This window comes from Streptomyces sp. NPDC051987, from assembly GCF_040680735.1.
Classification (GTDB): domain Bacteria; phylum Actinomycetota; class Actinomycetes; order Streptomycetales; family Streptomycetaceae; genus Streptomyces.
In genome coordinates this window covers 1-19724 of record NZ_JBFAXI010000129.1, presented here as the reverse complement: position 1 = coordinate 19724, position 19724 = coordinate 1, and the positions used below count along the sequence as shown (strand labels likewise).

15 protein-coding genes are annotated in these 19724 nt (G+C 70.5%); 9 read left to right on the top strand and 6 right to left on the bottom strand.

Features of this window, described 5'->3' with window-relative positions; all coding sequences use genetic code 11:
• Window positions 1–129 precede the first annotated feature (129 nt).
• On the bottom strand, window positions 130–1623 hold the full coding sequence (locus AB0M11_RS38125; RefSeq protein ID WP_365712959.1) for an MFS transporter: 1494 nt from the start codon (window positions 1621–1623) through the stop codon (window positions 130–132).
• 80 nt (window positions 1624–1703) lie between these two features.
• On the opposite strand from AB0M11_RS38125, the gene AB0M11_RS38120 reads away from it, so the two are divergent.
• Window positions 1704–2132: a helix-turn-helix domain-containing protein gene (locus tag AB0M11_RS38120; RefSeq protein ID WP_365712957.1), complete on the top strand. Its 429-nt coding sequence runs from the start codon at window positions 1704–1706 to the stop codon at window positions 2130–2132.
• On the opposite strand, the gene AB0M11_RS38115 is transcribed toward AB0M11_RS38120, so the two are convergent.
• The 3 genes from AB0M11_RS38115 to AB0M11_RS38105 form a co-directional block, all read right to left on the bottom strand.
• Complete coding sequence (locus AB0M11_RS38115; RefSeq protein WP_365712955.1) at window positions 2087–3535, bottom strand: 3-deoxy-7-phosphoheptulonate synthase class II; 1449 nt, start codon at window positions 3533–3535, stop codon at window positions 2087–2089. The two genes, AB0M11_RS38120 and AB0M11_RS38115, sit on opposite strands and share 46 nt — an antisense overlap.
• A gap of 97 nt (window positions 3536–3632) precedes the next feature.
• Entirely contained in the window at window positions 3633–5288 is a 1656-nt protein-coding gene (locus AB0M11_RS38110; RefSeq protein ID WP_365712953.1) for a bifunctional 3-(3-hydroxy-phenyl)propionate/3-hydroxycinnamic acid hydroxylase, read from the bottom strand.
• Between the two features lies 1 nt (window position 5289).
• Entirely contained in the window at window positions 5290–6090 is an 801-nt protein-coding gene (locus AB0M11_RS38105; protein WP_365712951.1) for an arylamine N-acetyltransferase, read from the bottom strand.
• Window positions 6091–6393: 303 nt separating this feature from the next.
• Between AB0M11_RS38105 and AB0M11_RS38100 the strand changes: the two genes are divergently transcribed.
• The 5 genes from AB0M11_RS38100 (at window position 6394) to AB0M11_RS38080 (ending at window position 10543) form a co-directional block, all read left to right on the top strand.
• Complete coding sequence (locus AB0M11_RS38100; RefSeq protein WP_365712949.1) at window positions 6394–7128, top strand: hypothetical protein; 735 nt, start codon at window positions 6394–6396, stop codon at window positions 7126–7128.
• 26 nt (window positions 7129–7154) lie between these two features.
• A complete protein-coding gene (locus AB0M11_RS38095) occupies window positions 7155–8180 on the top strand; it encodes a 3-dehydroquinate synthase family protein (protein WP_365712961.1) in 1026 nt (341 codons plus the stop codon).
• A gap of 155 nt (window positions 8181–8335) precedes the next feature.
• A complete protein-coding gene (locus AB0M11_RS38090) occupies window positions 8336–8788 on the top strand; it encodes a type II 3-dehydroquinate dehydratase (RefSeq protein WP_365712947.1) in 453 nt (150 codons plus the stop codon).
• Window positions 8789–8867: 79 nt separating this feature from the next.
• A complete protein-coding gene (locus tag AB0M11_RS38085; RefSeq protein WP_365712945.1) occupies window positions 8868–9641 on the top strand; it encodes an alpha/beta fold hydrolase in 774 nt (257 codons plus the stop codon).
• Entirely contained in the window at window positions 9638–10543 is a 906-nt protein-coding gene (locus AB0M11_RS38080) for an ROK family protein (RefSeq protein WP_365712943.1), read from the top strand. Before AB0M11_RS38085 ends, AB0M11_RS38080 begins: the two co-directional genes overlap by 4 nt.
• Window positions 10544–10651: 108 nt before the next feature.
• Here the strand turns inward: AB0M11_RS38080 and AB0M11_RS38075 are convergent, their stop codons facing one another.
• Window positions 10652–13672 (bottom strand): BTAD domain-containing putative transcriptional regulator, encoded by a 3021-nt coding sequence (locus tag AB0M11_RS38075; protein WP_365712941.1) that lies wholly within the window; start codon window positions 13670–13672, stop codon window positions 10652–10654.
• A 417-nt stretch (window positions 13673–14089) separates the two neighbouring features.
• On the opposite strand from AB0M11_RS38075, the gene AB0M11_RS38070 reads away from it, so the two are divergent.
• Window positions 14090–16879: an AAA family ATPase gene (locus AB0M11_RS38070; protein WP_365712939.1), complete on the top strand. Its 2790-nt coding sequence runs from the start codon at window positions 14090–14092 to the stop codon at window positions 16877–16879.
• A gap of 58 nt (window positions 16880–16937) precedes the next feature.
• Window positions 16938–17705: a glucose 1-dehydrogenase gene (locus tag AB0M11_RS38065; RefSeq protein ID WP_365712937.1), complete on the top strand. Its 768-nt coding sequence runs from the start codon at window positions 16938–16940 to the stop codon at window positions 17703–17705.
• 83 nt (window positions 17706–17788) lie between these two features.
• On the opposite strand, the gene AB0M11_RS38060 is transcribed toward AB0M11_RS38065, so the two are convergent.
• On the bottom strand, window positions 17789–19222 hold the full coding sequence (locus tag AB0M11_RS38060; RefSeq protein ID WP_365712935.1) for an FAD-binding protein: 1434 nt from the start codon (window positions 19220–19222) through the stop codon (window positions 17789–17791).
• Between the two features lie 185 nt (window positions 19223–19407).
• Here AB0M11_RS38060 and AB0M11_RS38055 point away from each other — a divergent pair, with 185 nt between their 5' ends.
• Window positions 19408–19647 (top strand): hypothetical protein, encoded by a 240-nt coding sequence (locus tag AB0M11_RS38055; protein ID WP_365712933.1) that lies wholly within the window; start codon window positions 19408–19410, stop codon window positions 19645–19647.
• The last annotated feature ends 77 nt before the right edge of the window (window positions 19648–19724 follow it).

Below are 19724 nucleotides of genomic sequence, written 5' to 3'. Positions count from 1 at the left end.
TCACCCCTACCTCGTACTGAGCTGCACCTTTGCGGCCACCGCGCGCACGGGATGACGCCAGCGTCACCCGTGACGTCCGCGCCTCGTACCCGGGTACGCGAAGACGGGAACGACTCGGGGACAGAAGGCTCACGCCGAGGCGGTGTCCGATTCCGCCGCCCGGGAGGCGCTCGGGCGCGCGGCCGGGGCGTTCCCAGGCCGGGGCGGGTTGCGCAGCACGGTCGCGGCCACCACGAGGGCGCCGAGGACGAAGCAGGAGCCGACTCGGAAGGCGAGCTGGTAGCCGCCGGTCAGAGCCTCGGGTCGGGCGGTGCCTTCGCCCAGCAGAGTGCTGGTGTGCGAGGCGGCCAGGGTGCTGAGGACGGCGAGGCCGAGGGAGGCCCCGACCTGCTGCATGGTGTTGAACATGCCGGAGGCCAGACCCGAGTCCTGGGGAGTGGCACCGGACATGGCCAGGCCGGCCAGCGACGGCATCGCGAGGCCGAAGCCGATGCCGAGCGGCACGGTCGCCGGAAAGACGTCGGTGAAGTAGGCGCCGTGCGGGGAGATCTGGCCCAGGATGCCCAGACCGCCGGAGATGAGCACGAGCGCCACGAGGAGTACGGGCCGGGGGCCGACCTTCGCGATGAGGCGTGGGGCGAGGAACAGCGACATCAGGCCGATCAGCAGCGAGACGGGAACCACGCCGAAGCCTGTCTGCACCTCGTCGAAGCCGAGCACGTTCTGCATGTAGAGCACGGCCAGGAACTGGAAGCTGAACATGCCGGAGATCATGAGGGTGTGCGTTCCCAACGCACCGGAGACGTTGCGGAACTTGAACATCCGGGGCGGCAGCAGCGGGTCCTGGGCCTTGGCCTGGCGCACCACGAACGTCGCCAGCAGGACCAGGGTGGCGAGGCCGAAGCCGAGGGTGTGGGCGGAACCGAAGCCGTAGTCGGCCGCCTCGACGATGGTGTAGACGGCCAGCATGAGCGCGGCCGTGATCAGCACGGCGCCGAGCGCGTCCGTGCTCTTGCCCTTGCCCGCGCCGTCCTCGGCCCGCAGGTTGCGCTGGGCCATGAGGACGGCCACGGCGCCGATCGGGACGTTCACGAAGAAGATCCAGTGCCAGCTGATGGTCTGCGTCAGCACACCGCCCAGCAGCAGGCCGAGGGTACCGCCCGCGGACTGCACGAAGCTGTAGACACCGATCGCCTTGGCCCGCTCCTTGGGCTCGGTGAACATGGTGACGACCATGGCGAGCGTGACCGAGGACGTCACGGCACCGCCCACGCCCTGGACGAAGCGGGACACCAGCAACATGGCCGAGTTCTGCGCCAGGCCACAGAGCAGGGAGGCCAGGGTGAACACGACCAGGCCGGTGGTGAAGACGCGCTTGCGCCCGAAGAGGTCGCCGAACCGCCCCGAGAGCAGCAACAGGCCGCCGAAGGGGATCAGGTAGGCGTTGACGACCCAGCCGAGGTTCGACGGGGAGAAGCCCAGACTCTCCTGGATGGACGGCAGCGCCACGTTCACGATGGTGCCGTCGAGGATCACCATCAGCTGGCCGGCGCAGAGGATCGCCAGCGCGAGCCAGCGAGAGGCACCGCTGCCTGCCCGTGCGGGCACGGCCTGAGCGGACATGGGACTCCCTTTCTTGGGGTTCACTTTGTTACGGACTCCATCTTGTGTAACCATCAGGGCCTGCGGAAGGAGGCACTTTTATGTCCCGGAGTCACATCGATGTGACAGAGCAGGTGGACAACCCGGCGTGCCCGGTGAGCGAGGTCCTGGACCGTGTGGCCGGCAAGTGGGCCATCGGCATCCTCGTCGCCGCGGCCAAGGGACCGGTGCGCTTCACCGATCTGGAGCGTGGCATCGAGGGCATCAGCCGCCGCATGCTCACCCTCAATCTGCGCAAGCTGGAGCGTGAGGGGCTGCTGGTGCGCACCGTCTACCCGACCGTCCCGCCCAGGGTCGAGTACGAGTGCACGGAGATGGCCCTTGAGCTGTACGAGACCCTCCTGGCCCTCGTCGACTGGGCCAAGCTGCACAGCGGCGACATCGCCCGCGCCCATGCCGCGTACGACGCCGCACATGCGGTCGATCAGGAAGCGGTGGCTCCCGCCCGCCCGATACCGCTGTCGGCCTGACGTTCCAGCATGTCGGCGATGAGGTAGGCGAGTTCCAGGGACTGGCCGGCGTTGAGTCGCGGGTCGCAGACCGACTCGTAGCGGCCGGCCAGCGCGAGGTCGTCGATCTCCTGGGCGCCGCCGAGGCACTCGGTCACGTCGTCACCGGTGAGCTCGACGTGGATGCCGCCGGGGTGGGTGCCCAGCTGCCGGTGCACCTCGAAGAAGCCCTCGACCTCGGCGAGGATCCGCTCGAAGCTGCGGGTCTTGTACCCGCTCGGGGACTCGTGGGTGTTGCCGTGCATCGGGTCGCACTGCCACACCACTTCGTGCCCGGAGGCGGTGACCCGCTCGACGATCGGGGGGAGCACGTCCCGGATGCGGTCGCTGCCCATACGGCTGATGAGGGTGACCCGCCCCGGCACCCGCTGCCGGTCGAGCCGCTCGACGTACTCCAGGGCCTGGGCGGGGGTCGTACCAGGGCCCAGCTTGACCCCGATCGGGTTGGCCAGCAGCTCGGCGAGCGCGATGTGGGCGCCGTCCAGCTGACGGGTGCGCTCGCCGATCCACAGCATGTGGGACGAGAGCGCGTACAGTCGAGTCGTCCCGGCCGCCGTGCGGTGCGGCCGCAGCAGGGGCTGCTCGTAGTCCAGCAGCAGCGCCTCGTGACTCGTGAAGACCTCGGCGGTCTCGGCGCCGCCCGGGTCGGTGCCCCAGGCGGAGAGCAGACCCAGCCCGCGCCCGATCCGCGAGGCGAGCTCCTCGTGCCGGCCGTCGGCCGAGGAACGCCCGAACTCTTCGTTCCAGTCGCGCACCTGCTCCATGTCGAGCGCGCTGTCCCGGTGCAGGGTGCGCACCAGGTTGAGGGTGATCGCGGATTCGCTGTGGGCACGCAGCATGCGTTCCGGGTCCGCAGCCCTGGCCTCGGGCGTCAGCAGCGGTGAGTTGACGATGTCACCCCGGTACACCGGCAGGCCGAGGGCGTCCGTGCCGTTGGAGCGCGGCTTGGCGTACTGTCCGGCGATCCGGCCCACCTTGACCACGGGAAGGCCGGTGCCGTAGGCGAGGACGAGACTCATGTGCGTGAGGACCCGGAGGGTGCCCCGGACGTGGGACTCGGTGTTGCCGTCGAAGGTCTCCGCGCAGTCTCCGCCCTGGAGCAGGAACGCCTCCCCTCGCGCCACCCGGGCCAACTGGACGCCCAGCCGGTCCACTTCGGCGGGCGAGGTGAGCGGCGGAGCGCTCGCCAGCGCGGTGCGCACGGCATGCGTGTGCGCCGGGTCGGGCCAGTCGGGCTGCTGGGCCGCAGGGCGGCCCAGCGCATCGGTGAGCCGCTGCGCCACATCCTCGGGGAGCCCGGGCGGCACGGCGGGATCCGCCGGCCGCGACCGGTCCTTGGACGAGGGCGGGATGAGCTGGTTCATGGGGACCGTCCTGTGCAGAGGAAGGGCGCGCGGTCGTCCGCCGGTGCGCATCGGCGGGCGACCGGCTCGAAATGTCCGGCAGGAGAAGGGGCGGGTGTCAGCCGGCGACGGCCACTGCGGCCGTCTGTTGCCGTAGGCTCTCGAGGAGCGCCGGCAGTCCTGAGACGTGCTCCACCGCTCCGAACAGGTAGAAGTCCGGGCGGACGAGAGCCACGGTGGCCGACTGTTCGGCCAGGTAGGACAGGTAGACCTGGTCGACGTCCACGACGTCGTCCGCGCCGAGATCCTCCAGGGGCGTGCCGGCGGGCAGCACGCGCACGGTGGTCACGCCGAGGTCCGCCAGGAACGCGCGGTGGCCGGCGTCGAGGACGCCTTCCGTCAGGCCGGCCGGGTTCTGAGTGGTCAACAGGACGAAGCCGGTGCCCACGATCTCGTCGAAGCGCCCGGTGCCCCGGGCACCGGCCACCCGGCCCTGCGGGGCCAGATGCCCGGCCAGGCCGACCGGCCTTTCGTCGGCGTCCCGAAGCACCACGCCGTCCTTCAGCCGCTCCAGCACGGTCTGTGGACGCTGAGCGCCGATGCCGCGCTTGCGGGACGCCAGCATCACCGTGTCCCGGTCCGCCGCCGCCTTGGCGTCGGTCATGCAGATGACCTTGCCCAGGTTCACCGACATGATGATGGACTTCTGCACGTGCGATCGGCGTTCCGGCGTGTACGTGTCGAGCAGCCCGTCCCCCGCGACCCCGCGCAGCACCAGGTCCAGCTTCCAGGCGAGGTTGGCCGCGTCGCGCAGGCCGGAGCACATGCCCTGCCCGGCGAAGGGCGGCATGAGGTGGGCGGCGTCACCGGCGATCAGCAGACGTCCGGAGCGCCACCGGTCCGCGAGCCGCGCCCGGAAGGTGTACGAGGTGAAGCGGTCCAGGGTCGCGTTGCCGGGATGCACGTCGAACAGCCGGAGCAACTCCCACGCCTTTTCCTCGGAGTTGAACGTCTCGGGGTCGTCCTGCGGCATACGCATGAACTCCCAGCGGCGGTGGCCCGGTCCCGCGGACACCGCGACCCGGGGCCGGCCCGGATCGGCGAGTTGCAGGTTGTTGTGCTCGAATGTGCGGTCCTCGTGCAGCACCACGTCACAGACGAGCCATTCGTGGTGCAGGCCGTAGTCCGTGAACTGTGGGTTCACCGAGGCGCGGACGAAGCTGTTCGCTCCGTCGCAGCCCAGCACCCAGCCGGACGTGAACCGGCGCCGCCGTCCCGTGGCTCCCTCGATCGCTTCGACGGTGACGCGATCGCCGTCCTCCTCCAGCAGTACCGCCTCGTGATCGCGGAACAGGCGCAGGCCGGGCAGGCTCGCACCGCGTTCCGTGAGCGCCGCCTCCAGGCCGGGCTGGTACATCGAGGTGGAGTCCGGCCACCCGTTGCGGTAGGTGTCCTCGGCGTCGTGGCGCAGCAGGACGTCGCCGGCGAGGTTGGTGACGGTGTAGTCCCGGGACGATTCGCCGATCCGGGCGAAGCAGTCGCTGACTCCGGCCGCCGCGAGAATCCGGGCAGCCTCCCCGTCGAAGGCGACGGCCCGGGGCAGCGGATAGGCGCTGGGCCACCGTTCGATGACGCCGACCTTGTGGCCCTTCTCCGCCAGCAGGACGGCGAGCAGTTGGCCCACCGGCCCGTAGCCGACGACGAGGACGTCGACGTCGACGTCCTCCGCCGCGAGCTGGGCGGACCGCGCGGAGTCGTCCTTGTGCACCGTCACGTCACACCGCCTGGCGCAGGATCGTGCCGACCGTGGCGTCGTAATCCTCCCGCTTGACCAGGACCTTGAACTCCTCACGGCCGTTGTCCACGGTCAGGCAGCGCCGGCCGACCAGCATGATCTGGCCCGTGTCGAAGGCCCGGGAGCGGATCACGGTCGTGTTGGACACGAGCTCTCCGGCCCAGTTCCACTCCGGGTTCAGGACCTCGGACTGGGACGGGTCACGCTTCCACTCCGCCAGTGTGCGTGGCCGGAGCCGGAACCGGTACACCGGCTGCCAGTCCGTGCCGATGGCCCTGCGCTCCAGCACCAGGTATCGCTCGTCCTGCGGATGCGTGACGACCCGGTAGGAACAGCCGTACTGGTCCTGCGGTTCCGCATCGACCCGGACCGGTTCGATGAACGACGGGCCGGCGAAGCCGACATCGGCCAGCCAGACGGAGCCGTCGATGTGGACGCCGGTGAAGAGGTGTTCCAGGTCGGGGCCGAACCCGCCGTCCGGGCCGCGTACGCCGGCCGCGAGAATGTCCACCTGATAGCCGAGGTCGGTCAGCAGACGGCGGAACAGGCCGCTGAGCTCGAAGCAGGTGCCGCCGCCACCGCCGCGGATCAGGCTGTCGAACGCCTGGTCGACATCGATCTCCACGTAGTCCCATATGTAGTCACCCCGCTCCGCGTTGACCGAATTGTCGAACGGCACTGTCATGAGGTGCTTCTTGTGAAGACTCCGAAGTGTTCCGACGGTGGGCTCGACCGGTCCGCTGTGTCCCAAGTGCGCCAGATAGGCATCGACGTCGTACATGGTGAAGCTCCTCTGCTGTGCGGGAATGCGGCAGGACGGCACAGCGAGTATCGCCGGACACCGCTTTGGAAAACCCCCTGACGACCCCCCTATATGGTCCCTAAGTGCACTGCCGGACCCCCTTCATTCGGGGATCTCCGAAAGCCGTGGGTGCGTTGCGCCTAGCATCTGGGAGTGGTTGCAGCGGACAAGAATTCTGGAGGCTCAAGAATGTCTCGCAGGTGGGCGAACTATCATCTCCGCACAGCGGAAAGGTCAATACCGGAAGCACGTTCCGTAATTCCTCCCGGACTTCCGGAGGCGGTGGCCGCACTGCGCGCGGCGGACCCCGGCAGTCGGTGGTTCTTCCACCGGAGGGAGGACGGCGGGGCGCTGGTGGTGGACGTGTGGTTCCACTCGCACGACTCCGTCCTGACGGACACGGCGGACCGGCTGCGTGGACGTGAGGGGGGTGGCTCTCCGTCGACCTGGTCGTTCGGCTCCCCGCCCGGCGTGCCGGCAGGCGCGTTCAGCGGCTCGCCCGCGGCCGAGGGGCTCACCGTGGCACTCGCCTCGGCCTCCAGCGACCTGGCGCTCGCGGCCCTGCGGGACGGGGGGCTGCCCGAGGACACGCAGCGGTCGCTGGCCCTGCTGCATCTGCGCACTCTGGCCGGTCTGGTCCCGGACGCGCACCGACTCGGCTTCCTGTTCCTGTACTGGGAGTCCCGGGCGACGGAACTGTCCCCGGGGGAACGGACCCGGATCGCCCAGCTGGCCGATCGGCACGTCGCGGAGCAGGTTTCGGAGCAGTCCGAGGACATCTGGCGCGGCGAGCACGAAGAGACGTCCTGGCGGGATTACGTGCGTGCCACCCGCGCTCTGGTCCCGGGGGACGCCGGTGCGGCTCCGCCCGTGAACTACCTGTTGTTCCGGCATGCGCGCGAGACGCACGCACGCCTGGGCATTCCGGCGGCGACGGAAGCCTTCGCTGCCCGGGCCGTGCGTGCGGCGTTGCGTGCGGCGCCCGCCGTGCCCGTTCCGGAACTGCAGTCGGCATAGGGGGAAGCACGATGGATGCGGTGCAGATCAAGGACTCGTACCGGCAGATCGACGTCGGTCTGGGCGAACGTTCGTACTGCGTGCGCGTGGGCCCGGGGGTGCGGCACTCACTGGCCGAGCTCGTCGCCGCGACCGGCGCCCGCAAGGCGGTGGTGGTCTCCGCCCGTCCCGAGGAGTGGACGCCTGATCCCGGCATCCCCTACCTGTCGCTGCGTGCGCGGGACGGGGAACGGCACAAGAACTGGGACACGGTGATCGAGCTGTGCCGGGCTTTCGCCGACTTCGGGCTGACCCGTCACGATGTGGTGGTCTCGTGCGGCGGCGGTACGACGACGGACACGGTGGGGCTGGGCGCCGCCCTCTTCCACCGCGGGGTGCAGGTGATCCATCTGCCGACGTCGCTGCTGGCGCAGGTCGACGCGAGTATCGGCGGCAAGACGGCCGTGAACCTCCCCGAGGGCAAGAACCTCGTGGGCGCCTACTGGCAGCCGCGGGCGGTCCTGTGCGACACCGACTACCTGGAGACCCTCCCGCACCGGGAACGCGTCAACGGCTACGGCGAGCTGGCCCGCTGCCACTTCATCGGCGTCGAGGGCATCCACCGGCTGCCGCTCGTCGAGCAGATCACCGCGAGCGTGGCGCGCAAGGCGGAGATCGTCATGGCCGACGAGCGGGACTCCGGGCTGCGGCATGTGCTGAACTATGGCCACACGCTCGGCCACGCTCTCGAAACGGCGACCGACTTCCGGCTCCGGCACGGCGAGGCCGTAGCCGTCGGCACGGTGTTCGCCGGCCGGCTCGCCGAGAGGCTCGGCCGGATCGACGCGGCGCGACGCGAGGAGCACCGCACGGTCGTGGCGGGGTACGGCCTGCCCACGAGGCTGCCCGCCGACGTGGACGACAGCCGGCTGATCGCCCTGATGCGGCTCGACAAGAAGGCGGTGGCCGGCCTCGGCTTCGTCCTCGACGGCCCGCACGGCGCGGAACTGGTGACCGATGTGCCGGAGAAGGACGTCGCCGGCTGTCTGGCGCAGATGCCCCGAGAGCAGTGAGTACGCACGCACCCGAACCCCCTGCCCTACCCCTATATTCCCCCTCAGGTTTCCGAGTCCAGCGGGAATTCCGGTGGAGTGAATGCGGTCCTGCTATAACAGCAGCAGCCGAAAGTGGGTCGGGTGATCTGCTGATTGACGGCGAGAGGTGAAAGATGGCTGCCATGTTGCTGCTGAACGGTCCCAACCTGGGAATCCTCGGCCGACGTGAACCGGAGATATATGGGACCGCCACCCTCCAGGACCTGGAGAAATGGGTGGCCGAGGAGGTGGCGGAGGCCGGTTGGGATGTTCGGTCCGTGCAAAGCGATTCCGAGGGTGATCTCGTACGAGCGATCCACGACAGCCACGACACCGTGGGCGCGGTCGTCAATCCGGGAGCGCTCATGATCGCCGGCTGGAGCCTGCGCGACGCCCTCGCGAGCTATCCGCACCCCTGGATCGAGGTGCACCTGTCCAACGTCTGGGCGAGGGAGACCTTCCGCCACGAGTCCGTGATCGCCCCGCTCGCGTCCGGCGTGATCGTGGGCCTCGGCCCGCTCGGCTACCGGCTCGGCGCCCGCGCGCTGATCTCCCGGGTGGCCCGAGCGGGGAGCGTCGACAGCTGACCGGGCCACCCGTGCGCCATCCCCCCACTCCCACCCACCCCGACGGACACGTGACAGACCGCCACAGACAAGGCCGTACATGAGTGCACAGACCGTGGAACCCGGCACCTGGCTTCGGCGCTTCCACTCCGCACCCCCGGATGCCCCGTTGCTGGTCGTGCTGCCGCACGCGGGCGGGTCCGCGAGTTACTACCAGGCGCTCTCGGGTGAACTGTCGGGACGGATCGAGGTGATGGCGGTCCAGTATCCGGGGCGGCAGGACCGCTACCGGGAGGAGCCCGTGGCGGACCTGCCGACGCTGGCGCGCCGGGTCGCGGAAGCTCTCGAACCGCTGGCGGACCGTCGGCTCGCGCTCTTCGGCCACAGTATGGGCGCGCTGGTCGGGTTCGAAACGGCCCGCCTCCTGGAACGTGAGAACCGGCCCGTGTCGGCTCTGTTCGTCTCCGCACGGCGTGCTCCCGCCAGGCCGCCGTACGAGCGGGTGCACCTGCTCGACGACGCGGAGCTGCTGGCCGAGCTGCGGGCGCTGGGCGGTACTGACGAACGGCTGCTGCGCGAGGAGGAGTTGCTGCGTCTGTATCTTCCCGTGGTGCGCGCGGACTACCGGGCCCTGGAGACGTACGCCTGCCAGCCGGGCGCCACGGTCGGCTGTCCGGTCATCGGTCTGGCCGGGGAGTCCGACCCACGGGTCTCGGTGGACGATGTGGCCGCCTGGCGCGAGCACACGACGACCCGCTTCGACCTGCGGGTGTTCCAGGGGGGTCACTTCTACGTGGAACAGCGGACCGCGGCGGTGGCGGACACAGTGGCAGCCGTGCTCACCGAAACGGCCCGGACGCAGGAGAGCCGATGAGTTTTCTCGGTATCGACGTAGGCGGCACCAAGGTCGCCCTTCGCGCCGAGGGCGAGGGCCTGGAGCCCTGCGAGATCTCATTCCGCTGGCCCCGGCGGCCCGCCGCGGCGGACGGGCCCGGCTGGTCGGCGGATCTTACGGCGCTGGCCGAGTGGACCGCAGCCCTGCGTGAGCGCTGGCGGCGGCCGATCCTCTCCGTCGGGGTGGCGATGCCGGCGTCCGTCGATGCAGAGGGGCGGGTCGTCGGCTGGCCCAACCGGCCGTCATGGACCGGGCTCGACCTGGGCTCGGCGCTGCACGCGCTGTTTCCGAGCGCCCAGGTGAACTGGGCCGACGACGGCGATCTTGCGGCGCTCGCGGAGGCCCGCGCGGCGGGCTTCCAGGATGTGGTCTACGTCGGTGTGGGCACGGGGATAGCCGGCGGGGTGCTCGTGACCGGCCGACCACTGCCCGGATGGGGACGTGGCTCGTGCGAGCTGGGTCATCTGGTCGTCGACCGCTCGGGACCCGTCTGCACCTGCGGCCGCCAAGGATGCGTCCAGGCAGCGGCCTCCGGCCCCGCGACGCTGCGACGCGCGACACGACTGCGGGGAACGGACGTCTCGTTCGAGGAGCTGGCCGGAGCCCTCGCCGACGGAAGCGGCTGGGCGGTCGAGGCCGTCGGGGAGAGCTGTGAGGCGGTCGCCGCGGCAGTGGTCGGGGTGAGCGAGCTGCTGGCGCTCGATGTGGCCGTGATCGGCGGCGGGTTCGCCCGCGGTATCCCTGGCTTCACCGATGGCGTGGCTCGGGCGGTGGCACGTCTGGCCCGCTCCGGCCGACGCGTTACCGTGCGCGAGGCGGCCCTCGGCGGCCTCTCCTCCCTGCACGGCGCGGTGCTCCTGGCCAGGGGGGTCGGCCTCTGAAGGAGGCCGGCGGCCGCGACACCCGCAGGAATCACGCCCGCCGCCACCTCGCGAAGCACAGGCCGCCGCCAGGCAGTCAGCCTGCTCCGCCGGACCTTGGTCCTCCGACTAGGCGTTCGCCGGACACGCCTCTTCCTCGGAGATACCGGTGCCCGGCAGAGGCCGGGGGCCGCGGTGGCGTTGCCGGGCCCTGTGAGGTGCCAGAGACTGGCGGTACAGGGACAGCAGACGCTGGCGCTCCGGGTGCAGCGGCGGGCACAGGCCGATCGCGCTGTGCAGGCACAGTGCCGCCGCCTCGTAGGCCCCCTCGGCCAGGGCTCGCTGTCCGGCCTGCGCCAAGGCGTGCTGGGCGCGCAGACTCAAGCACCGCGCGGTGTGCTCGGACAGCTCGGTCTTCTGTCCCAGGGCGACGGCCTGCTCGAAGTGGTGCGGCAGCAGCCCGGCGCGGTCCGCCGGCAGGGCGGCCAGCCAGTCGGTGGCCCGCCAGTGCTTCTCGGCACGGGCGCGGCGGGTCAACTGACCGTACGCGACCTCCTGGACGACGGCCTGTGTGAAGACGTACTCCTCGTCCCCCTCGACACTGCCGTACCTGACCCGCTGCAGGAATCCCTTGGCCTCAAGGCGCTTGAGGGTGTTGCCGACATCGCCGCGGTCCTGGCCGCTCACTGCGGCCACCGCTCCGGTCCACAGCCGGTCGCCCAGCACGGCCGCGTCCCGCAGCATGGCGCGCTCGTACCGGGACAGCATGTCCAGCCGGGCCGTGACGACGCCCCGGATCCGACGGGGCAGCGTGGCGCGGTCGCCGGCGGCGCCGCGGCGATTGAGGAACTCCTCCGCGAACAGCGGGTTCCCGCCGATGCGGGCGATGAGGCCGGCCGCGGGGTCGGTCTCGTCGGACCGTCGTGCGACGGGCACCCGGTCGGTGCCACCGGCCGTGGCATGAGCGGAGATCAACGTCCGGATCGAGGCGTCGGAGAGCCGGTCCAGGGTGATGGTGCCGGCGTCGTGGCGTCCGCCGCGCCAGCAGGACCGTGTCTGGAGCACCTCGGGGCGTGCGGTCGCGATGAGGAGCACCGGTACGGGACCGGTGTGTTCGGACAGTTCTGCCATGACGCCGAGCAGGGTCTCGTCGGCCCAGTGCAGATCGTCAAGGACGAAGATCAACGGTCGGTCGGCCGCGATCTCCTCGACCAGCTGACGCCAGGCCAGACCGAACTCGCGCCGGTCCTCCGGCTCGACATGGGCGCCCTCGGGGTTCAGGCAGGGCAGCAGCCGGTGCAGTAGCCAGCTGCACTTCTCGTTGCGCCCGACCAGCCGTTCGACGGCGTCCCGCAGCTGCCGCTCGGCGTAGGCGCGGGAGGTCGACTCGTCGATTCCCGCGTACCCGCGCAGTATCCCGCCGAGCGCGCTCAGCGCAACGTCGTGACCGTACGGCGGGGTGCGGCCCACCAGCTGGATGATGGGCGCTTCGCTCTCCTCGACCCCCCGCAGGAACTCCTCGACCAACCGGGTCTTGCCGAGCCCGGCTTCGCCCACGACGGTGAGCACCTGGGGCCGCTGTCGGCGCAGGACCTGGTCGAGGACCGTCCTCAGAGTCTGCATGTCAGTCCGCCGGCCGGTGAAGGGCAGCCGCGAGCGGGGCGCGCGGCGCGGGGCCGCTCCGTCCACCTCCCAGCCGTCCGCCACCTGACCGGCGAGCGAGCAGCTGAACCGGTCCTCGACGCTCTGCCGGGTGTTGTCACAGATGCGCACCCTGTCGGAGTCGGCGATCGACAGGAGGCGTTCGCAGGCGTAAAGAGCCTTGCCGGTGATGGCGGTCGGCCATTCGTCGCCGTAGCTTCGGTACGTGGCCACCACCTCGTCGGTGGCCACGACGACGCGCGGGGACACCGTGGCGAAACAGGCCGGCGCGGGCTGCGCGTCCAGCAGCGAGCGCAGCCGACGCCGGATGGCGCAGGCCGCGGACACGGCCCGCTCGGGGTCGTCCTCGTGCGAGCGCGGTATACCGAAGACCAGCAGCCATGAGGTGTTGAGGGCCATCCGCACCGTGCCACCGAACCGCTGGACCTCCTCGTCCAGGGCGAGGGTGACGGTCTTCACCAGGGAGTCGATCTCCTCGGAGTCGGCGCTGTCCAGGTCCAGGCCGTCAGCCGTGCCCGGGATCAGGGACACCCGCACGACGCTGGCGTGGGTGCGTTCTCCGGGACGTTCCCCGGCGGCGTACGTCTGCGCCGCAGGTGCGGCGGCCGGCTGGAGCCCCGGCTGCGTCGGCGGCTCGGCGAGTAAGGCCGAGGTGTTGGTGAAGTCGCCGGAGTGCTCGGGTGGGCGGGGGAGGGTGCCGGCGGCGGCAGGCAGCGACGCCGCACCGTCAGGGTCGTCGAGGGTCGCGTCCCGCCGCAGGATCCGCCTCTCCAGTTCCTTCAGCTCCTGTCCCGGGTCGAGCCCGAATCCCTTGACCAGGGCGGAGCGGGTGCGTTGGTACGCCATGAGCGCGTCGGACTGGCGGCCACAGCGGTAGAGAGCGAGCATCAGCTGGCCGCACAGTCGCTCACGGACCGGTTCCTCGGCCGAGGCCGCTTCCAGTTCTCCGACCAGTTCGTGGTGACGGCCCAGGCTCAGCTCGGCCTGGACGCAGTCCTCGTAAGCGGCGTGCCGAGCGTTCTCAAGCGCGTTCAGCTCAGGCCATTCGATACCGAATTCGGCGAGGTCTGCCATGGCAGGGCCGCGCCACAGCGCCAGTGCCTCGCGCAGAATCAGGCTGGCGTCCGCGGCGTCGCCATGAGCCAGTCTGCTGCGGCCGGTCCTGGCGAGGTGCTCGAACCGTGTGAAGTCGATGCTCTCAGGCGGCACCTGCAGCACATATCCAGGATCCCGGGTCAGCAGCTGCACGGTCTGCTGTTCACCCGCGCCAAGCAGCCGACGCAGCCCGGATATCCCGTTCTGAACCATTTTCCGGGCAGTGGGTGGAGGGCTCTCGCTCCACAGCGCTGTGACAAGCTGCCGAACCGAGACGACTTCCCCCGATTTCAGGAGAAGGTAGCCGAGAATGGCTTTCCGGTTGAACCCGCCGATCGGCAGCGGCTGCTCATCTCCTATGACTTCGAGTGACCCAAGAGTTCGAAAGTGCACGACAATCCCCTCAATCCTCGCGCATGCGCGAAGATTTGCCGATTTGCTCGTTATCGAAAGTTGGCCGGGTTGATCCGCGGACGCCACACTGAAGTCACGGCGGCAAAGCTCGCGACGCAGTCCATATCCTCATTACCCCCGTGACCTGCATAAAGATGCAACCTCTTCGTTCCGTAGTCAACCAAGAACCATCAAGCGACAGCCAATGGTTGTGGTCGAAGTCACAACTTCACTACTTTGCTGAAAGTTTGCCGACCGGTCAGTTTGGGCCGGTATCCAGGCCGGTTCCCCGGTCGCGCGGCACCCAGTGGACCGGCAGTTCCCGACCAGTGGATGGAGACACCATCGATCGACGCGGCTGATTGTTAGCGTCCTTACTGGGATTTGCGTTTCTCTTGATGACGCTACGGGGGTAGGATGAAACTGGCTGAAAGAGATGCACACCTTCGTGAGCTAGCGGGTCTTCTGAAGGCCACTGCCGCACAGGGCAGAGGTGGCCTGGCCCTCCTGGGCGGCCCGGTGGCGTGCGGAAAGACGCACCTTCTGGCCACCGTCTGCGAAGAGGCGTCCGCGGCGGGCGCGCTGGTGCTCCGGGCCGTCTCCTCCCCGGCCGAGGAGGCGCTGCCCTACGGCGTGCTCGGCCAACTGCTGGAGCGGGTGCCTCTGCCGGCCGAGGTCGTCGACCGGGTCGGGCGGCTGGCGGGCTACTACGACACCGGTGAGCCGGCAGGTGGCCTGCGGCCGCACGACGGGCCGGATCACTTCACCGCCCAGACGCTTCAGGAGATCAGCCGTGCCCTGCTGGACCTCGCGGCCCGGCAGCCCCTGCTGATCAGCGTCGACGACGTCCACCACGCGGACGACGAGTCCCTGCGCGCTCTGCTCGCCCTGGCGCGCAGGACGGTGGCTGCCCCGGTCCTCCTGGTGCTGACCGCCGACGAGGATCCGCACTCGAAACCGGCGTTCCGGAACGAACTGCTGCGCCTGCCGCACCTGCGCCGGTTCCACGTCGGTCCCCTGTCCCGCACGGGGGTGGCCGACCTGGTCCGTGACCGGCTCGGTTCGACGTACGAGGGGTTGACGGACGAGTTCTTCCAGGCAAGTGGCGGCAACCCCGGTCTGCTGCGTGCGCTGATCGAGGACCATCAGGTGGCGGGCAGGGTGCGGCGGCACGGCTACGGGCACGCCGTGCTCGGCCAGCTCTGCCGGTGGGGCGAGACGACCCGGGAGATCGCGATCGCCCTCGCCGTACTCGGGACGGACGCCACACCCGCGGCCCTGGCCGAACTGACCGGACAGCCGGGGGACACCGTCGACCACATCCTGGAGGCGATGACGGCCGGGGGCCTGTTGGACAACGGCGCCTTCCGCCACCCCGTCGCGCCTCGCGCCGTCATGGCCGACCTGACCGCACGGCAGCGCGGTGAACTCCACCGCGCGGCCGCCCGAGCGCTACGGAGGCTCGGGGCACGCGCCGACGCGGTGGCCCGGCACCTGGTCGCGGCCCGCCACGCCGATCCCGGGGCCGTGCACGTGCTCCGGGAGGCGGCGGATCTCGCCGAGGCACGCGGAGACGACCAGGTCGCCGTCGACTGCCTCGGCCTCGCCCTGGAGGCATGCTCCGCCGAACCCGTGCGCACCGCCGTGCGGCTGCGGCTGTTCCAGTCGGCATGGCGCTCCGACGACCGGTCCATGCCCCGGCATCTCGGGAGCGTCATCGAAGGCGCGCATGCCGGACACCTTGAGCCCGGCGACGCCGTCACCCTGGTCCGGCAGCTGCTCTGGCTGGGCCGGCTGGACGACGCGAGCCAGGTGCTCGCCGGGCTGGACTCCGGACGGCAGCCGACGAACGCCAAGACCGCGGCCGTGGAGCAGGTCCACCAGTGGCTGTCGTGGGCGTACCCGGCGCTGGCCGGCCGACGACGCCTGGCCGCCCGGCCCACCGCCGCACCGGCGGCTCTGTCCGAGACCGACCCGTGGCTGGCCCAGTCCGCCTGCCTGGCAGACGCCCTGACCCACGCGCGCGCCGGAGAGGTGGCCGATCGTGCTGTCCAGGTCCTCGGCGACCTGCGGATGAGCCGGCGCAGCCCATGGTCGGAGGAGGCGGGACTCCTTGCCCTGTCCGTGCTGCTGGCCGACGGCCAGCACGAGGAGACCCGCCGATGGTGCGAGGAACCGCGACTGATGCTCTCCCCGGGCAGCGCCCCCCGCAGCCGCGCACTGGCCCTGGCCCTGAAGGCCGAGGTGTCGCTGCGGCTCGGGGAACTCACCACTGCCGCCGAGCAGGCCCGCGAGGCGCTGGACCTGCTCTCGCCCGATGCGTGGGGCGTGGCGGTGGGCCTGCCCCTGGCGACGCTGCTGCTGGCCACCGCCCGGCTGGGCCGGTTCGACGAGGCGGCGCAGTACGTGACCTGGTCGGTGCCGGAGACCCTGTTCAGGTCCCGCTGGGGGCTCGCCTACCTTTATGCGCGCGGACACTACTACCTGGCGACGGACCATCACCGTGCCGCCCTCGCCGACTTCCTGGCCTGCGGAGACCTGCTGCACAGCTGGGGCGCGGACGTGCCCGGGGCCGTGCCGTGGCGCACCGGCGCGGCCGAGGCGTGGCTGCGGCTGGGCAACCACAGCCAGGTGAAGCGGCTGCTGTACGAGCAGCTCGGCCGCCCGGACGCCGGAGTCGGCCACAGCCGGGCGACGGCCCTGTACGTCCTCGCGGTCGCCGGCCCGGTGGGCCGGAGGGTGCAGTTGCTCTCGGAAGCCCTTGAACTGTTCGAGGCGGCCGGCGACCGCTACGAACAGGCCCGGGTGCTGACGGCGCTGAGCCTCGCGCACCATGAGCTGGACGACCGGCGCCGGGCCCGCATGGTGTTCCGCCGGGCCCGGCACATGGCGGCCCTCTGCGAGGCAGAACCCCTGTGCCGTCTGCTGCTCGCGGTGCCCGAGGAGTTGCGCGGCGGGACCGCGGAACCGGAACCGTCTCAGGAGGCCACCGCACTGACGGAGTCGGAGTTCCGGGTCGCGGTGCTGGCCGTCCGTGGTTACACCAATCGGGAGATCGCGAACCGGTTGTTCGTCACCGCCAGCACGGTGGAACAGCATCTGACCCGGGTCTACCGCAAGCTCGGTGTCAAGGGCCGCAAAGAGTTGCCGGCCGACCTGGAGTGGTCGGGCACTGCTGCGAGCCGGTCGTCGCAGAACGCCGCGTGAGTCACTGCTGCCCGCTCGGCAGCACCCGGAATCCCAGCCATGTCAGGAGAGAGAGAACATGATCACGCTTGAGGGCAGGACGGCCCTGATCACCGGCGCCGCACGGGGCCAGGGAGAGGCAGCCGCGCGGCGGTTCGCCTCGCTGGGCGCACGGGTCGTCCTCGCCGACGTCCTGGACGAACCCGGCGAGAAGGTGGCGGTCGAACTCGGTGACGCCGCCCGCTATGTCCATCTGGACGTGACGGACGAGCCGCAGTGGACACACGCCGTGGAGACGGCGGAGAGTGCGTTCGGCGGGCTCGACATCCTGGTCAACAACGCGGGCGTGTTCCACTCCCGGCACATCGTCGAGGAGAGCGCAGCGGATTTCACCCGGACCCTGGCAGTGAACCTGGTCGGCCCCTTCCTCGGCATACGGTCCGTCGTCGAGTCCATGCGCCGGGCGGGTGGCGGCTCCATCGTCAACGTCTCGTCGGTCTCCGGGCTCAAGGGCGTCGCGGGCTCGGCGAGTTACGGATCGTCCAAGTGGGGCCTGCGCGGTCTGACCAAGACCGCGGCCCTGGAACTCGGCGAGTACGGCATCCGGGTCAACTCCATCCATCCCGGCGTGATCGCCACGCCGATGAACGAGGGGATCGCGCCACCGCCGGGGGCCGGCAACCACCAGGGGGTGGCGCTGCGCAGGGTCGGACTGCCGGAGGACGTCGTCGGACTGGTGGCGTTCCTGGCGTCCGACGTCTCCGCCTATCTGACCGGTGCCGAGATCGCCGTGGACGGCGGCTTCTCCGCCGGTCCCACCCCTCCGGTGCGCAACGCGGCCGGATGAACGAACGCCCCGGGCCGGGGACGTCGTCCCGGCCCGGGGCGTGCACCACCGCGTGGCCGTGCGGTGGTCGCAGGGGGTTGCGGTCAGCCCGCCGTACCGCCTGCGAACGCGAAGGCGTTGCCGCTGTCGTAGGCGGACTTGACCCTCCGCAGCCGGGCGAGGTTCCCCCCGAAGTACGCGCGCGGCGCGTCGGGCAGGTCGGGGTCGGGGAAGTTGACGTAGGCGCCGCCGGTGGACAGCGGGTCCAGCACCGCGAACCCGCGGTCGACCCAGGCGCGCATGGCCTGCTCCTCCTCCGGCTGCGGCGCGCCGTCGGGCACCAGGTTGGCGTAGCCGATGAGGTACTCCGCGTCCCGGTGCCAGAACGCGGTCTCGCTGCGGCCGACATCCCGCACCGCGCCGTTGGCCGTGTTCATCCACAGGTACCGTGTGTGCCCCGCGCGGCGGTCGGCGTCGAACACGTCCAGGGCCCGGTCCAGCGCGGTTCCCTTGAGCGGCTGGTCGAAGACCCGGTGCCGCTCCCGTTGGGTGCCGATCCGCTCGATGCGAGCGTCGTGGCCGTGCCCGATGCGGTGACACTCGTCCGGATGCATGGCCTCGCAGCCGTAGATCCGCATCAGGACGTCGGCGTACGGCAGTTCCGTCACGTCGGTCGCCTCGGGGCTCGCCCCGGTCGCGGAGACGAACGCCCCGAGTGCGTCGTCCAGCAGCTCGCGCGATCCCCAGCACACCCCGGCGATCTGCACGACAGGCACGGCGTCCGCCGTCGCCTCGGGCAGCACGACGAGCACGGACGATCCGATCTCCCGGGGTGCCGAGACGATCCACTCCTGCCACGCCTCCAGGACACGGTGCGCGTCCTGCCACGCCCACACCGTCGTGAAGTGGACGCCTCGCGGGGCGTGGACCGCCTCGGACTCGAACTCCACGACGACGCCGAAGCCGGCGCCGCCTCCGCGCAGCGCCCAGAACAGGTCGGGTTCCTCCTTCTCGGAGGCGGTGACGATCCGCCCGTCGGCGAGGACGACGGTGGCCGACAACAGCCGGTCGGCGGCGAGACCGAACGAGCGGGAGTGGAGGCCGATACCGCCACCCGTCACGAAACCGGCGGCGCCGACGGTGGGAAAGGTTCCGGTCACCAGTTGGTGCGCGCCACCGCTCAGTGCGGTGACCCCGTCCACGGACAGCAGACCCGGCCCGAAACGGGCTGTCGATCCGTCGAGCCGCACGTGGGAGATGCGGGAGGTGTCCACGATCAGGCCGGATCCGGAGGACGAACCGCTCAGACTGTGCGCGCCGCTGCGGGGATGAACGGGAATGCCGCGGGCCCCTGCGAATTCGATGGCGGTTGCCACGTCGGCTGCCGTCTCGCAGTATGCGATTCCCCGCGGCTGAAATCGGTCGAACTCCGCCAGGTGCAATTGTTTGGCCAGGTCGTAGCCGGGATCGGCGGGAAGCACGACGTCTCCCTGGAGCTGCGAGCTCAACCGTCCCCAGTCCGGGGCAGTCACGGTCATGAGTTTCCTTCGGATGCTGGTTCACGCGGGGCTTTTCATGCGAGCGTAGAGAGCTGAAAACGCGCGAGAACACCCCTAAGTCCCCCCTGACTCGGGAATGGTGGGAGAACTAGGGGATCCCCCGGCCGGGGCAAAGTTCTACCTTTTCGGTAAGACGATTTCATGGCCTACAGAGAGGGGCCGTCGTGTCCGCTCAGCAATCCGATGCCGTCACCGAGGCTGCCGCCGGGACTCCCGGGATTGTTCGGACGGTTGCTCCGGAGTCGACCGGCACGAGCCTGGACATCGCACTCGACGCCGCCATCGCCATCTTCACAGGTCGCCTGACCTCGTACACCGGTACCCGGACCGGCCGGGCTCCAGCGGCCGGCGCCGGACTGCGCCCCGACCTCGCCTGGCGCCACCGCGCCCTGCTGCCGGAGTGACCCAGTGCCGGAGACGGCGAAGTGACCCAGTGCCGGAGACGGCGGCGGGGGCCGCGGGGCGGGCGCGCGGCGCGGGG